The sequence below is a fragment of the Luteibacter sp. E-22 genome, from assembly GCF_049913125.1.
GTDB lineage: Bacteria > Pseudomonadota > Gammaproteobacteria > Xanthomonadales > Rhodanobacteraceae > Luteibacter.
In genome coordinates, this window is record NZ_CP183975.1 from 945,778 (window position 1) to 959,342 (window position 13,565).

Below are 13,565 nucleotides of genomic sequence, written 5' to 3' on the forward strand. Positions count from 1 at the left end.
CCCGAACCTTTTGCCTGGTGGGACCCCGAACCTTTTGCTGGCGGGAGTCGCTCTGGTGGGAGCCGACCTTGTCGGCGATCCCGCGGCAGCGGGCCAGCTTGCGGCAAGCACTCCATCGCCGACAGGGTCGGCTCCCACCCAACCGGCTTCCACCAAGCGGTTTCCCGGCTATCGGGTTTCGGCGCAGCCATCCTGCAAGGCAACGACTTCGAGCAGCCGTTCCTCCACTTCGTCGCGCGAATGCGCGCGGAAGAGACGAGGCGCCGCACGGCGGAGGGCGCCGCAGTCGAGCTGGGTGAGGCGGTCGCGGACCTGCAGGAGCTGGCCCGGATGCATGCTGAATTCCTCCAGGCCCATGGCCAGGAGCAGCGCGGTGAACTGGGTATCCCCGGCGATTTCACCGCACAGGCTCACCGGCTTCTTCGCCCGGCGGGCGCTGGCGATCACATGGGCGATCAGGCGCAGGAACGCGGGTTGCAGTGGATCGTAGATGCCTTCGAGCGCATCGTTGTTGCGGTCGGCGGCGAGCACGTATTGGGCGAGGTCGTTCGTACCAATGGCGAGGAAGTCGGCTTTCTCCAGGATCGAAGTGACCCCGATCGCGGCGGCCGGTACTTCGATCATGGCGCCGACGTCGAGTCGCTCCGGCAGCTCCTGGCCAGCCCTCGCCAGGTCTTCGCGCGCCTTCTTGATCAGGCGGCGCACCTCGGTCATCTCGCCGAGGTGGGTGATCATCGGCACCAGGATGCGCACCGGTCCGTAGCAGGCCGCGCGGAGGATGGCGCGAAGCTGCACGCTGAAAATGTCCGGATAGCGCAGGGAGAGGCGGACGCCACGGACACCCAACGCGGGGTTGTCCTCGCCACGGATGGCCAGCCCGGCGGCGTCCGCCTTGTCGGCGCCGAGGTCGAGCGTGCGAATAGTGACGGGAAGCCCGCCCATGCCGAGCACGACATCCCGGTAGGCGGCGAACTGCTCGTCTTCGGAGGGCAGGCCCCGCTGGCGCAGGAACAGGAATTCCGAACGATAGAGGCCGATGCCGTCCGCTCCGCGCGAGCGGGCGAGGTTCACGTCGCCGGCCAGTTCCGCGTTTGCGAAGAGGCGCACATGGGCGCCATCTTTCGTGAGCGTGGGCGCCGTCGCCAGTGCGGCGAGCCGACGGCCCTCGGCGGCCGCCTGCCGTTGCCATTGGCGGTAGCGAGCGAGGTCTTGCGCTGTAGGGTGGACGATGACCTCGCCGTGCTCGGCATCGATGAGCACGAGGTCGTCGTCGTTGACGGTCGCCAGGGCGTCGCGGGTGCCGACCAGCATCGGCAGGTTGAAGCTGCGCGCGAGGATCGCGCTGTGGGAGTAGATGCTACCCGCGCTGGCGATGACGCCGAGCATGCCTTGCCCGGCCATCGCGGCCATGTCGGCCGGTGCGATCGTGTCGCTGACGACGATCTCGCCGACCCGGGCTGCGAGTTTGCGTTCCTCGCGGCTGGACTGCTGGTTGAGCGCTGACATGACGCGGCCGATGACCTGGTCGATGTCTTCGCCACGGCTCTTGAGGTAAGGGTCGTTCATCGCGTCGAACACCGCCGCGAGGCGGTCGCGTTGCATCTTCAGCGCGGCACTGGCGGTGTAGTGGCCCACGGTGACGAGTTCGTCGAGGCCACGGAGCAGTTCCTCGTCGTCGAGCAGCAGGCTATGCGCATCGATGAAGTCGCCGACTTCACGGGCAAGGGCGCCGTGCAGCTTGCCGCGTAACTCGTGGAGTTCGGTACGGGCGGTGTCGAGGGCCTGGTGCAGCCGTTCGATCTCGGGGCCGATCTCCTTGTCCTCGAGCATCCGCATGTCCACGGCGAGGATGTTCGGCTGGACCAGACGCGCCCGGCCGAGGGCCATGCCCCGCGCGGCCGGCGTGCCGGTCAACACGATTCTCATGCGGCCCTCGTTCTGCGCACGTGGTTCATGCTTCAGGCGCCCTCGTCGAACTTGCGGTCGAACAGATCGATGACGGCGGCAAGGGCGCCTTCTTCGTCCGCTCCCTCGGCGCGCACGGTCAGCGCGGTGCCCATGCCGGCGGCCAGCATCATGACGCCCATGATGCTTTGCGCGTTCACTTCGCGCCCCTTGCTAACGAGCCAGACCGTCGATTTGAAACCTGAAACCAGCTGGACGAGCTTGGCTGATGCGCGCGCGTGCAGGCCCAGCCGGTTGGATACCACGATGTCTCGTTCAAGCATGGTCGATGAAGATCCCTCCGCGGCCACCGCTGGCCGCGATCTCGGCCAGTTCGGGCAACGATTTTTCCGAATAATTGAGAACCCGCAGCAGCATCGGCAGGTTGAGCCCCGAGACGCAGCGCAGGTGGACGCCGAGTTCGCCCAGGGACAGGCCGATATTGCAGGGAGTGGCGCCGTAAAGATCGGCCAGGACGAGCACGCCCTCACCGTGGTCGAGGTCGCGGGCGTGCTTCGCCGTGAGCGTGCGCATGACGTCCGGGTCCGCGCTGGGCGGTACCTCGACGGCGTCGATGTCCAGCGGCAGCTTGGGCATGACGTGCCGCGCGGCCGAGATCAGCGCCTTGCCGACGGCTTCGTGGGTCATGAGGAGGACGCCGACGCTCATCGCCCGGTGTCTCGTGATGGCTTGGGCTGGGTCATGGTCACTCGAGCTCGCGATGGAAAGTCAGTACGTTGCCGCGTTCCGAGCGGAAATGCTGGGCCAGTTTCTCCACCAGGTAGACCGATCGATGACGACCGCCGGTACAGCCGATGGAAACCGTGACATAGCTTCTGTCTTCGCCCTCGAAGCGCGGCAACCAGGTGTCGAGCCAGCGGGCGACGTCGGCATAGTATTCGCCTACCAGGGGGTTCGCGTCGAGGAATTCCCGGACGGGGAGGTCCTTGCCCGAGAAGGGGCGCAGCCGCGGGTCCCAATGAGGGTTGGGCAGGCAGCGCGCATCGAAGACGAAATCGGCATCGGAGGGGAGCCCGCGCCGGTAGGCGAAGGACTCGAACAGCAGCGTCGTGCCGTCGGAGGCGGCGGCATAGCCGGTGGCGAACAGGCGGCGCAGCTGATGCACGTTCAGGTCGCTGGAATCGATGACCTTCTCGGCGATCGAGACCAGCGGGCGAAGCAGCTTGCGTTCCTGGGCGATGGAATCGGCCAGCGACAGCTTCTCGGCCGCTAGGGGATGGCGGCGGCGCGTCTCTGAATAGCGCTTGATGAGGACATCGTCACGGCTGTCGAGGAAGATCAGGTGCACGTGCACGCCGGCGGAAGACAGCTCCGACAGCACGTGCGGCATGCGCGAGAGGTCGATACGACGGTTGCGCACGTCGACGCCCACGGCGATGCGCTTGCGCGGCCCGTGCTCGCCCTGGCTCACGGCGGCGACCAGCTGCGGGATCAGCTCCGCCGGCATGTTGTCGACGCAATAGAACTCGAGGTCCTCCAGCGCGCGCAGCGCGACGGTCTTGCCGCCACCGGACATGCCGGTAAGCACCACCAGGTGGATGGCATCGGGATCGACGATGGGGCTCATGACTTCGTCGCTCACGGGATCACCACGGGGAGAATCGGCGCATCTGGTGCGCCTGGCGGTCGATGAAGGTCTGCGCCGGGTCGATGCCCTTGGCCTTCAGCACATGGTTGCGCACCGCGGCCTCGACCAGCACCGCCAGGTTGCGGCCCGGCGCGACGGGAATGGTGATCTTGGGCACGTCGACGTCGAGCACGTTGCGCCGGCTGACATCGCCGGTGAGGCGGGTCATGGCGTCGGTTTCCTCGCCTTCGCGCAGCGGCTTGAGGTGGATGACCAGGCGCAGGTACTTGGACGGTTTCACGGCGGTATGGCCGAACATCTCGCGGATGTTCAGCACGCCCAGGCCGCGCACCTCCAGGAGATCCTGCAGCAATTCAGGGCAGGCACCATCGATGACATCGGGGGCGATGAGGGTGAACTCGGTGGCGTCGTCGGCCACCAGGCGGTGACCGCGACTGATCAGTTCCAGGGCCAGTTCGCTCTTGCCCGAGGCCGGTTCGCCGGTGATCAGCACGCCGATGGAGAACACTTCCAGGAACACGCCGTGAAGGGTGACCCGCGGCGCCAGGGTGCGGGCCAGGTGGTATTGCAGGTAGGTGAGCAGTTCATGACCGCGCTTGGTGCTCTGCCACAGCGGCGTGTCGGTTTCCTCGGCGACTTCGCGCAGGTCGGCCGGGATGGACTGTTCCTTGGTGACGATCAGGGCCGCAGGCTGGTAGGCGGCGATCTTGTGGATGACTTCCCAACGCTGGCGCGAATCGAGTCCGTCGAGGAAGTTGAGTTCCTCGGTGCCGATGATCTGCACCTTGTTGGGGTAGATCACGTTGAGATAACCGACGAGGGAGGGTCGGCGGCTCTGCTTGGCGTTGGGCTCGAGCACGCGCGATTCGCCGCGCATGCCGGCGGCCCAGCGCAAGGCCATGCGCTCGTGCACCCCGTCGAAGAGTTGTCTGGCGGTAAGCCGGTCCACGCTTGGGTCCCTTACAAGAGAAAAGCCGGCACGCGGGGCGGCCGGCTTGCTTATATTGTGCCACAAGGGTGGGAAGCGGCCTTGGCCGCGACGGGGCTTGCGGCAAGCCTGTTCGCGCGCCGGCGCGCTTCCCACTGGGGCCCGGCTTATCCACCGGGGCCCGGTTACCGCGGGCGGGGCGTCAGCTGCTACTGGCGACGCGGCCGTCACGGACCTCGTGGTTGTGGTGGTCCTTCAGCTTTTCCTTGTGTTTCTTCAACTGGTCGGCCAGCTTGGCGATCATCGCGTCGATCGCGGTGTACATCGTGTCGTTCTTGTTGTCGTCCTCGAGCCGGGCGATACCGTCGGCATGCAGGCGCGTGCCCGCGCAATGCAAGGTGCCGCCGGCCTTGTGCTCGTTCTTGTCGACGGAAAGGACCACGTCGAGGGCTTTGATGTTGTCGAAAAGGCGTTCGAAGCGGCCGACTTGCTGTTCCACGCGCTCACGCAGGGCGGGGGTGATATGGATGTGCTGGCCGCTGATCTGGATTTGCATTGACGCCTCCTTCTTGCTGAGGGTGCCGCCTTGTGGCGACGAGACCGGAACGGCGAGGTACCGTTCCTCTAGCCTTGAACCTATGGGACCGTAGACCTCCGATGGGGTTCCTTGCGCGTCAACTGGCGCGGACGCGTTCGCTGGAACTGGGGATGCGCATGGCCTCGCGGTACTTGGCCACCGTACGTCGTGCCACCTGAATACCGCGTCGATGCAGTTCCTCCGCCAGCGCCTGGTCGGAGAGGGGCCGGCGCGCGTCCTCGGCCGTGATGAGCTTGCGCAGCATGGCCTGGATCGCGGTGGCGGACGCGGTGCCGCCATCTTCGGTGGCCACGCCGCTGGAGAAGAAATGTTTCAGTTCGAAGGTGCCGCGCGGCGTGTGCATGTATTTACGCGTGGTCACCCGGGAGATCGTGGATTCGTGCATGCCCACTTCCTCGGCCACTTCGCGCAACACCAGCGGGTGCATGGCTTCGGGACCATAGTCGAGGAACGCGCTTTGCCGGCGGACGATCACATCGGCCACCTTCTGCAAGGTCTCGGCCCTGGACTGCAAGCTCTTGAGCAACCATCGCGCTTCCTGCAGCTGACCCTTCATCCAGGTGGCGTCGTCGCCGCGCGCGCGGGCGATGAGGTTGCAATAGTGCTGGTTGAGGCCCAGCCGGGGTTGGGAGTCGGGATTGAGGCTGACCTGCCAGCGCCCGTTCTCGCGCCGGGCGTAGACGTCGGGCGCCACGTATTCCACGGGCGTGGCGTCCAGCGCGGCGCCGGGACGGGGGTCGAGGCTGCGTATGAGGCCCGCCGCGGCGGCCACGTGGGCCTCGGGCGCCTTGAGCCGGCGGGCGATCTTGGCGGCGTCGTTGCGCGCCAGTAGCTCCAGCTCCTCGTTCACGATGCGGATCGCGAGTTCGCGATGCGGCGTGTCGAGCGAGAACTGGGAAAGCTGGCAGAACAGGCAATCGCGCAGGTCGAGGCTGGCGATGCCGGTGGGGTCGAAGCGTTGCACGCGCTGGCGCACGGCCTCGATCTCCTCCGCGGTCGCATGCAACTCGTTGGGCAAGGCGGCTTCCACCGCTTCCACGCCATCGCGCAGGTAACCGTCCTCGTCGAGCGCGTGGATGATCGCGGTGGCGATGGCATGGTCGCGAGGCGAGAACTGCGACAGGTTGAGCTGCCACTCCAGGTGCTGCTGGAGGCTTTCCGGTGCGGCGTTCTGTGGCTCGAAGCCATCTTCGTCGAGACTGCCGCTGCGGGAAGACGCACCGGCGTAGTCGCCGGCATCACCGTGGAACCGGTCGTCGTCCCATTCCGGAGCCAGTTCCTCGGACGGCGTGACGGTGGATTCCTCGTCCTCCTTCGAGGCCTTGACCGGGGTGTCTTCGCGCGAGGGGAATTCCGGAGCCTCGTAGCCGTCTTCCGCGGCCGGTTCCGTTTCGGACTCGGCGTCTTCCGCGAACTCGAGCAAGGGGTTGCTTTCCGCGATCTGGCGGAGTTCGGCCTCGAGCTCAAGCTGTGACAGCTGCAGGAGGCGGATGGCCTGCTGCAGCTGCGGCGTCAGCGTGAGCTGCTGATGGAGGCGAAACTGGAGTCCGGGTTTCATGCCTGCGACGCTTGGGGTTCCCGATCCATCGTAACCCCTTACGGGCTCCGCAAACCAGCGGCGTGCCGAGTCGGCTTCGCCAAAGGAAACCGGGTACCGTCAGATCCGGAATTCACGACCCAGATACACTTCCCGTACCTTTTCATCGGCAAGGATGTGCTGCGGTGTGCCGCGGGCCAGCACCTCGCCGTCGTTCAGGATGTACGCGCGGTCGCAGATGCCCAGGGTCTCGCGCACGTTGTGGTCGGTAATCAGCACGCCGATCCCGCGCTCCTTCAGGTGACGGACGATGCGCTGGATCTCGCCCACCGAGATGGGGTCGACGCCCGCGAACGGTTCGTCGAGCAGCATGTAGCGAGGACGCGCGGCGAGGGCGCGAGCGATCTCCACGCGGCGACGCTCGCCACCGGAAAGGCTGATGCCTTTCTGCTCGGCGATGTGCGAGATCTTGAGCTCGTCCAGCAGGCTCTCCAACTCGTCCTCGCGCTGTTTCTGGGTCATGCCTTCACGCAGTTCCAGCACGGCCAGGATGTTGTCCGACACGCTGAGCCGCCGGAACACCGAGGCTTCCTGCGGCAGGTAGCCGATACCCAGCTTGGCGCGCGCGTGCATCGGCAGCCCGGTGATGTCTTGCTGGTCGAGCTTGATGGACCCGGCGTCGGCCTGGATGAGGCCCACCACCATGTAGAAGCAGGTGGTCTTGCCGGCGCCATTGGGGCCGAGCAGGCCGACCACCTCGCCTTCACGGATGGAAAAGGCGAAATCGCGAACCACCTGGCGCGCGCGGAAGCGCTTCTGCAGGCCTTGGGCTGAAAGCATCGGGTCAGGGCTTCTTCGTGTCGGGTGCCGGCGTCGCGGGCGTCGCCGGTGCGGCGGCCGGCTTGTTCTTCGGCTGGAAGGTCATGTGCACGGGGGCGGCGCCATTGCTCTCGCCGGTCATCGTGCTGTCCTTGGTGTTGTAGGTGAGCTTGTCGCCTTCGGCGCTGCCCTTGGCCGGCTGCTTGACCTTGGCGTTGCCCGTGAGGACGGCGAAGTCCTGGTCGACCTTGTAGTCGATGTTCAGCGCCTGGCCGTCCATCGGCTCGTTCTGCTCGTCGAGCTGGTGGATGGTGGCCGGCTTGCCGTCGACCACCACACGGGTGATGTTGTTGTCGGCATCCAGGTAGCCGGTGGCCTTGTCGCCGGTGATCTTCAGCGTGCCCTGGGTGAGGATCACGTTGGTGGTCCAGATGACCTTGCCGGCCGGCTGCTGCGAACCGTCGAACGACTTCGAGTGGACGTCGACCGGCTCGTTGCGGTCGGATTGCTTCGCCACGACGGGCAGGCTGGCCACGAGCGCCATGCCGAGCGCCGCGAACAGGGCGGCCTTAGCGCTTGCGCGGCAGGTACGTGCTATGGACTGCATCGAGGAGCTCCAGGTGCTTGGTGTCGAGATTGGCGCGCATGCCAACGCCATCCATTGTAGAGCTTCCCTGCACGATCCGCGCCGCCTCGGCCGTCTCCAGGCGGTTCTCCTTGGGCCACGCGGTGACTTCCGAGGTATCGATGCTGGCGGCCTGGGTGGTGCCGAAGGCCGGTCGCTCCATGTGGACCTTGCCCTGCAGCTTCAGCAGGCTCCCATCCTTGTTCACCCACCCGTACTGGGAGTGGCCCTTCCACGGCGGGATGTCGGCTTCCTTGGTCGAAGGAAGGACGAAATCCGGGGCGTTGATGTAGAGCGAGTCGTCGCCCTCGCGCCGCTCGAGGTGCGGCGCGATCAGCTTGAATGCGGGCTTGCCTTCCTCGTTGTACGAATCGAGGTCGAAATTGGTCAGCACGTAGCCGGAACGTGGCGGGCCCACGAAGTCCTGGACCTTCTTCTCCGGCGCCGCCCAGTAATAAAGCAACACGCTGGCGCCGAGGACGACGGCAAGGATGCCGGCCGTGCCCGTCGCACCGCGGTCCTTCAACAGGTTGAGCACGCTCACAGCCAGCGATCCCTTTCCGCCTCGGCCTTGCCCTGGGCGGCGAGGATCATGTCGGCCACCTCGCGGGCGGCGCCATAGCCGCCTGAAAGTCGCGTGCGCCAATGGGCGCGCTCGGCCACCCAGGGATGGGCATTGGCGGTGGCCACGGCGAGTCCGGCGATGCCCATGGCCGGGAGGTCGGGCAGGTCGTCGCCGACGAAGGCGGATTCCTCCGGCGACAGGCGCAACGCCTCGAGCAGGCCGGCCAGGCAAGCGCGCTTGTCCTTCTGGCCCTGGTAGACGTGGGCGATGCCCAGCTCCTCGGCGCGCAGCGACACGGGATGGCTGATCCGGGCCGTGATGATCGCGACCTTCACGCCGTTGCGCTCCAGCGCTTTCAGGCCCAGGCCATCGTGCACGTGGAAGACCTTGGTTTCACGGCCATCCTCGGCGTACCAGAGGCGTCCGTCGGTGAGCGTGCCGTCGACATCGAACACGACCACGCGCACGCGGGAGGCGCGCTCGGCCACATCGGCGGGAATCTCGGTGTAATGGGTGTAGGCCATGGTTCGCTATATGGGGACGATACGGCGCGCCGGGAGCGCGCCGGGGGCCGGTCGTTCAGACGACGCGGGCACGAAGCAGGTCGTGGATGTTCAACGCGCCGACCGCGCGGCCGTCGGCATCCACCACCAGCAGGGCGTTGATCTGGTGCTTTTCCATCAATTGGGCGGCCTCGACGGCGAGCTTGTCGGAGCCGATCGTCTTGGGCCCGCGGGTCATGAGCTGGGCCACGGAGGCGCTGCGCAGGTCGACGCCATCGTCGTCCAGCGCGCGGCGCAGGTCGCCGTCGGTGAACACGCCCAGCAGGCGGTTGTCCGCATCGACCACCGCGGTCATGCCCAGGTGCTTGCGCGACATTTCGACCAGCGCCTCGCTCAGCGTGGCTTCCAGGCGTACGCGGGGCACGTCGTCGCCCGAGTGCATCACGTCGGCGATGTGCAGGAGCAGGCGGCGCCCGAGGCTGCCGGCCGGGTGCGAGCGGGCGAAATCGTCGGAGGTGAAGCCGCGTGCTTCCAGCAGCGCCACGGCCAGCGCGTCACCCATGACCAGGGCGGCCGTGGTGCTGGCGGTCGGGGCCAGGCCGTGGGGACAGGCTTCCGAGGCGACGTTGGCGTCGAGGTTGAGGTCGGCCTGGGAGGCCAGCGACGACCGGGGATTGCCGGTGATCGAGATCAGGCCGATGCCCTGTCGCTTGATCGCCGGGAGGATGTAGAGGAGTTCGTCGGTTTCCCCCGAGTAGGAGATCCCGAGCAGGATGTCGTCCGGCTGGATCATCCCGAGGTCGCCGTGGCTGGCTTCGCCGGGATGGACGAAGAACGACGGGGTGCCCGTGGACGCGAGCGTCGCGGCGATCTTTCGCGCGATATGGCCCGACTTGCCCATGCCCGAGACCACCACCCGGCCCTTGCAGGCCAGGATCATCTGGCAGGCCTGGACGAAGGCGGCGTCGACCTTCGCCTCCAGGGCACGGATGGCCGCCGCCTCGGTCTTGATGACGTTGCGGGCGCTACGGATGACGGTGTCTGCGTTCACATGGAGGGCGTCGGCGGGTGGGGCGGTGCGGGCGTTCATGTGACCTCATTGTCCGGGTGGGGCAATCCCTGGTTACCCGGGATGTCCATTTCTGCGACACCGGATTTCCATTACCATTACATATTCTCATTTTATAGTCGCTGCCATCGACGGGTGGTTCAGGGTCCGTTTCGGAACCCTCACCGGCGCGGCGACCCCCCTATCACCGGAGAACCCATGGACGCTGCGCGCATCCAGGCATTGATCGAAGCCGGCCTGCCCGGCGCGCGGGTAGAAGTTCGTGGCGATGACGGCGTCCATTTCGAAGCCGACGTGGTCTCGGAACAGTTCGCCGGCAAGTTGCCCCTGGCCCGCCACCGGCTCGTTTACGCCACCCTCGGCGACCTCATGGGCGGTGCCATCCACGCCCTCGGCCTGAAGACCCTCACACCCGAAGAAGCCGCCGGCCGCCGCTGAACCAGCGCGCCCGAGGCCATCCTCCGCCCGTTCCCTTTCCCAAGGCATTCCCCCTCCATGGCCAAGATCCTGATCAGCGGCGGCCAGCCGCTCAACGGTGAGGTGAGCATCTCCGGCGCCAAGAACGCCGTCCTGCCCATCCTCGCCTCCTGCCTGCTCGCCGACGAACCGGTCAGCATCGGCAACGTGCCGCACCTGCACGACGTCACCACCTTTATCGAACTACTGGGTCGCATGGGCGTTCGCGTGGTCCTGGACGACCGCATGAAGATGCACATCGACCCGCGCCCGGAGAATTCCTGCGTCGCTCCGTACGAACTCGTCCGCACCATGCGTGCGTCGATCCTCGTGCTCGGCCCGCTGGTGGCCCGGCACGGCAAGGCCGAGGTCTCGCTTCCCGGTGGCTGCGCCATCGGCTCGCGTCCGGTCGACCAGCACATCCGCGGCTTGCAGGCGCTCGGCGCCGAGGTCACCGTGGAGAACGGCTACATCAAGGCACGGGCCGGCCGCCTGAAGGGCGCGCGCATCGTCATGGACATGGTCACCGTCACCGGCACCGAGAACATCCTGATGGCTGCCACCCTCGCGGAAGGCACCACGGTCATCGAGAACGCGGCGCAGGAACCCGAGGTCGTCGACCTGGCGCACTGCCTGATCGCGATGGGTGCGAAGATCGACGGCATCGGTACGTCCACGCTCATCGTGGAAGGCGTCGAGCGCCTTCACGGCGCCCATTACGAGGTCCTGCCGGATCGCATCGAGACCGGTACCTTCCTGGTCGGCGCCGCGATGACCGGCGGCAAGGTCCGCGCACGTGGCGCACGCGCCGATACCATGGATGCCGTGCTGCAAAAGCTCGAGGAAGCGGGCGCGCACATCAGCACGGGCAAGGACTGGATCGAACTCGACATGCAGGGGCGCCGGCCGAAGGCCGTGAACCTGGTGACCGCGCCTTACCCGGCGTTTCCCACCGACATGCAGGCGCAGTTCACCGCGCTCAACTGCGTGGCCGAAGGCGTGGGCGTGATCACCGAGACGGTGTTCGAGAACCGCTTCATGCACGCGCTGGAATTGCAGCGCCTGGGTGCGGACATCCGCCTGGAAGGCAACACCGCGATCATCACCGGCGTGCCGAAGATGAGCGGCGCGCCGATCATGGCCACCGATCTGCGTGCCTCGGCGTGCCTGGTGCTGGCGGGCCTCGTCGCCGAGGGAGACACCACGGTCGATCGCGTTTATCACATCGATCGCGGCTACGAGAACATCGAGGAAAAGCTCGGCGTGCTGGGCGCGAAGATTCGTCGCCTGCCGAGCTGACCGTCCGAGATCGCCGCTGCCGGAATCGCGGCGTTGAATCGCCGACAGGGTCGGCGATCAGCGGCCCTCGAACTTCACCAGTTCCATGGTGAGGTCGCCGCCGTCCTTCTGCGCCAGCTTCACCGGGACCGGGAATTTCGCCGGTACGTACCACGCATTGAAACCGCGGTCCGCATCGGTGCGATCCACGCGGACGGCGTCGAACGAACCGGCGGGCACGGTGACCTTTTCCTTGCCCGACACCTTGAACTGCTGGTTCTCCACCGCCTGTTTCACCGCGACGGGCAGGGCGACCTGCTGCTGGCCCGAGCGTAGCGCGAGCCCGAGTGCGAGCGGCAAGGTGTTGCGCTCGACCATGCCCGGCACGGCGGGATAGCTGAAGCTCTTCTTGTTGTCCTGCACCTGCACGGTACCGCCCTGGACCGTGAGGTCGCGGGTCTTGGATTTCACCGCCGCGTCCAACTGGTAGTGATAGCTCACCACCTGGGGCACCAGTCCGGCCCATGTGAAGCGCGAGGTTTCCGCCACATTGGCGCCCAGCATGGCGGCGAGGCCCGACGTGCCCTTGGTCTGGTTCGAATACTCGAACTGTCCGTTGCCCGCCGGTTTCAGCGTGATGGTGGCTTCGCCCAATGGGCCGCCATCCTTGAGCACCTGATACGTGGCGGTGAACGACTGCGGCACGTCGGCGGCGAAAGCGGCGGCGGGCAGGGCGAGGGCCAGCACGAGGCCGGCGCGAAGGAAGGTCGTGGTCGTCATGCCGCCGAGTTTAGCCGGGGCGGCTGAATGCGGGGCGACATCGCTGGTGGGACGAGTGGGATCGGGCGCTCCGACGTGTGCTGTGGGAGCCGATTCATCGGCGATGGGTGCTTGCTCCAGCCCGGCCCGCTGCCGCGGGATCGCCGACAAGATCGGCTCCCACATGGGTCTGGCCTACACAGGGGTCTTGCCCCTGGGCGGGGAATCAGAGGTCCGTCAGGGCCAGAGGCTGGATCAGCGGCGTGCCATCGAACACCGGGCCGCGATCCCAGCGCAGGCGGCCCGAGGCGATCGCGCCGACGACGGCGGGCAGCAGCCGGTGTTCCTCGATCAGCAGGCGTTCGGCCAGGTCGGCCTCGGTATCGCCCGGATGCACGGGAATGCGGGCCTGCGCGACCACAGGGCCGCCGTCGAGCTCGGCGGTGACGAAATGCACGCTGGCGCCGTGCTCCACATCGCCCGCATCGAGGCAACGGCGATGCGTATGCAGGCCGCGATACTTGGGCAGCAGGGAAGGATGGACGTTGATCGCCCGGCCTTCCCAGGCGTCCACGACCGCGGCATCGACGATACGCATGTAACCGGCGAGAACGAGCAGTTCGGCGCCGCTGTCGGCTATGCGGCCGAAGAGCGCGGCATCGAAGTCCGCGCGGCTGGGATAGTCCTTGGGATTCAGCGCGACCGTGGGGATACCCGCCGCCGCGGCGACACGCAATGCCCCAGCCTGGGCCTTGTCGCTGCCCACGAGGGTGAACTCCACCGGCAACCGGCCGGCATCGCGGGCGGCGATGAGCGCGGCAAGGTTACTGCCGCGTCCGGAGGCGAGCGCGGCGATGCGCAGACGGTGTTCCACG

The 13,565-nt window shown here is 66.8% G+C and carries 16 protein-coding genes; 2 read left to right on the top strand and 14 right to left on the bottom strand.

Annotation, left to right across the window (positions count from 1 at the left end):
• Positions 1-168 precede the first annotated feature (168 nt).
• The 12 genes from ptsP to ACN9M2_RS04160 all read right to left on the bottom strand — a co-directional run bounded on the left by ptsP (position 169) and on the right by ACN9M2_RS04160 (position 10,218).
• Positions 169-1,926, bottom strand: a complete 1,758-nt coding sequence (gene ptsP, locus ACN9M2_RS04105) for a phosphoenolpyruvate--protein phosphotransferase (protein ID WP_426286906.1) — start codon at positions 1,924-1,926, stop codon at positions 169-171.
• 32 nt (positions 1,927-1,958) lie between these two features.
• On the bottom strand, positions 1,959-2,228 hold the full coding sequence (locus ACN9M2_RS04110) for an HPr family phosphocarrier protein (protein ID WP_426286907.1): 270 nt from the start codon (positions 2,226-2,228) through the stop codon (positions 1,959-1,961).
• On the bottom strand, positions 2,221-2,613 hold the full coding sequence (locus tag ACN9M2_RS04115) for a PTS sugar transporter subunit IIA (protein ID WP_371024631.1): 393 nt from the start codon (positions 2,611-2,613) through the stop codon (positions 2,221-2,223). The genes ACN9M2_RS04110 and ACN9M2_RS04115 overlap by 8 nt, the downstream gene beginning before the upstream one ends.
• Before the next feature lie 37 nt (positions 2,614-2,650).
• A complete protein-coding gene (gene rapZ, locus ACN9M2_RS04120; RefSeq protein ID WP_426287858.1) occupies positions 2,651-3,532 on the bottom strand; it encodes an RNase adapter RapZ in 882 nt (293 codons plus the stop codon).
• Between the two features lie 19 nt (positions 3,533-3,551).
• The gene (hprK, locus tag ACN9M2_RS04125; RefSeq protein WP_426287859.1) at positions 3,552-4,454 is read right to left on the bottom strand and encodes an HPr(Ser) kinase/phosphatase; all 903 of its coding nucleotides are present in this window, start codon (positions 4,452-4,454) and stop codon (positions 3,552-3,554) included.
• 229 nt (positions 4,455-4,683) lie between these two features.
• A complete protein-coding gene (gene hpf, locus ACN9M2_RS04130; RefSeq protein ID WP_371024633.1) occupies positions 4,684-5,037 on the bottom strand; it encodes a ribosome hibernation-promoting factor, HPF/YfiA family in 354 nt (117 codons plus the stop codon).
• 118 nt (positions 5,038-5,155) lie between these two features.
• Positions 5,156-6,637: an RNA polymerase factor sigma-54 gene (locus ACN9M2_RS04135; RefSeq protein WP_426286908.1), complete on the bottom strand. Its 1,482-nt coding sequence runs from the start codon at positions 6,635-6,637 to the stop codon at positions 5,156-5,158.
• A gap of 99 nt (positions 6,638-6,736) precedes the next feature.
• Complete coding sequence (gene lptB / locus ACN9M2_RS04140; RefSeq protein ID WP_371024635.1) at positions 6,737-7,456, bottom strand: LPS export ABC transporter ATP-binding protein; 720 nt, start codon at positions 7,454-7,456, stop codon at positions 6,737-6,739.
• Between the two features lie 4 nt (positions 7,457-7,460).
• Complete coding sequence (gene lptA / locus ACN9M2_RS04145) at positions 7,461-8,042, bottom strand: lipopolysaccharide transport periplasmic protein LptA (RefSeq protein ID WP_426286909.1); 582 nt, start codon at positions 8,040-8,042, stop codon at positions 7,461-7,463.
• Positions 8,005-8,604: an LPS export ABC transporter periplasmic protein LptC gene (gene lptC / locus ACN9M2_RS04150; protein WP_426286910.1), complete on the bottom strand. Its 600-nt coding sequence runs from the start codon at positions 8,602-8,604 to the stop codon at positions 8,005-8,007. The genes lptA and lptC overlap by 38 nt, the downstream gene beginning before the upstream one ends.
• The gene (locus ACN9M2_RS04155) at positions 8,601-9,149 is read right to left on the bottom strand and encodes a KdsC family phosphatase (RefSeq protein ID WP_426286911.1); all 549 of its coding nucleotides are present in this window, start codon (positions 9,147-9,149) and stop codon (positions 8,601-8,603) included. The genes lptC and ACN9M2_RS04155 overlap by 4 nt, the downstream gene beginning before the upstream one ends.
• Before the next feature lie 55 nt (positions 9,150-9,204).
• A complete protein-coding gene (locus ACN9M2_RS04160; RefSeq protein ID WP_426286912.1) occupies positions 9,205-10,218 on the bottom strand; it encodes a KpsF/GutQ family sugar-phosphate isomerase in 1,014 nt (337 codons plus the stop codon).
• A 177-nt stretch (positions 10,219-10,395) separates the two neighbouring features.
• Here ACN9M2_RS04160 and ACN9M2_RS04165 point away from each other — a divergent pair, with 177 nt between their 5' ends.
• Both ACN9M2_RS04165 and murA read left to right on the top strand, forming a co-directional pair.
• Complete coding sequence (locus ACN9M2_RS04165) at positions 10,396-10,635, top strand: BolA family protein (protein ID WP_371024639.1); 240 nt, start codon at positions 10,396-10,398, stop codon at positions 10,633-10,635.
• A 57-nt stretch (positions 10,636-10,692) separates the two neighbouring features.
• Positions 10,693-11,952, top strand: coding sequence for a UDP-N-acetylglucosamine 1-carboxyvinyltransferase (murA, locus tag ACN9M2_RS04170; protein WP_371024640.1), 1,260 nt, complete (start codon positions 10,693-10,695; stop codon positions 11,950-11,952).
• 57 nt (positions 11,953-12,009) lie between these two features.
• Here the strand turns inward: murA and ACN9M2_RS04175 are convergent, their stop codons facing one another.
• Together ACN9M2_RS04175 and purN are read right to left on the bottom strand one after the other, a co-directional pair.
• Entirely contained in the window at positions 12,010-12,711 is a 702-nt protein-coding gene (locus ACN9M2_RS04175) for a DUF3108 domain-containing protein (RefSeq protein WP_426286913.1), read from the bottom strand.
• A 205-nt stretch (positions 12,712-12,916) separates the two neighbouring features.
• Positions 12,917-13,564 (bottom strand): phosphoribosylglycinamide formyltransferase, encoded by a 648-nt coding sequence (purN, locus tag ACN9M2_RS04180; protein ID WP_426286914.1) that lies wholly within the window; start codon positions 13,562-13,564, stop codon positions 12,917-12,919.
• Between the last annotated feature and the right edge of the window lies 1 nt (position 13,565).

Bases quoted from the DNA above. Each gene is read 5' to 3' on its own strand.
- ptsP (WP_426286906.1), bottom strand. From the start codon at position 1,926: ATGAGAATCGTGTTGACCGGCACGCCGGCCGCGCGGGGCATGGCCCTC.
- ACN9M2_RS04110 (WP_426286907.1), bottom strand. From the start codon at position 2,228: ATGCTTGAACGAGACATCGTGGTATCCAACCGGCTGGGCCTGCACGCG.
- ACN9M2_RS04115 (WP_371024631.1), bottom strand. From the start codon at position 2,613: ATGAGCGTCGGCGTCCTCCTCATGACCCACGAAGCCGTCGGCAAGGCG.
- rapZ (WP_426287858.1), bottom strand. From the start codon at position 3,532: ATGAGCCCCATCGTCGATCCCGATGCCATCCACCTGGTGGTGCTTACC.
- hprK (WP_426287859.1), bottom strand. From the start codon at position 4,454: ATGGCCTTGCGCTGGGCCGCCGGCATGCGCGGCGAATCGCGCGTGCTC.
- hpf (WP_371024633.1), bottom strand. From the start codon at position 5,037: ATGCAAATCCAGATCAGCGGCCAGCACATCCATATCACCCCCGCCCTG.
- ACN9M2_RS04135 (WP_426286908.1), bottom strand. From the start codon at position 6,637: ATGAAACCCGGACTCCAGTTTCGCCTCCATCAGCAGCTCACGCTGACG.
- lptB (WP_371024635.1), bottom strand. From the start codon at position 7,456: ATGCTTTCAGCCCAAGGCCTGCAGAAGCGCTTCCGCGCGCGCCAGGTG.
- lptA (WP_426286909.1), bottom strand. From the start codon at position 8,042: ATGCAGTCCATAGCACGTACCTGCCGCGCAAGCGCTAAGGCCGCCCTG.
- ACN9M2_RS04155 (WP_426286911.1), bottom strand. From the start codon at position 9,149: ATGGCCTACACCCATTACACCGAGATTCCCGCCGATGTGGCCGAGCGC.
- ACN9M2_RS04160 (WP_426286912.1), bottom strand. From the start codon at position 10,218: ATGAACGCCCGCACCGCCCCACCCGCCGACGCCCTCCATGTGAACGCA.
- ACN9M2_RS04165 (WP_371024639.1), top strand. From the start codon at position 10,396: ATGGACGCTGCGCGCATCCAGGCATTGATCGAAGCCGGCCTGCCCGGC.
- murA (WP_371024640.1), top strand. From the start codon at position 10,693: ATGGCCAAGATCCTGATCAGCGGCGGCCAGCCGCTCAACGGTGAGGTG.
- ACN9M2_RS04175 (WP_426286913.1), bottom strand. From the start codon at position 12,711: ATGACGACCACGACCTTCCTTCGCGCCGGCCTCGTGCTGGCCCTCGCC.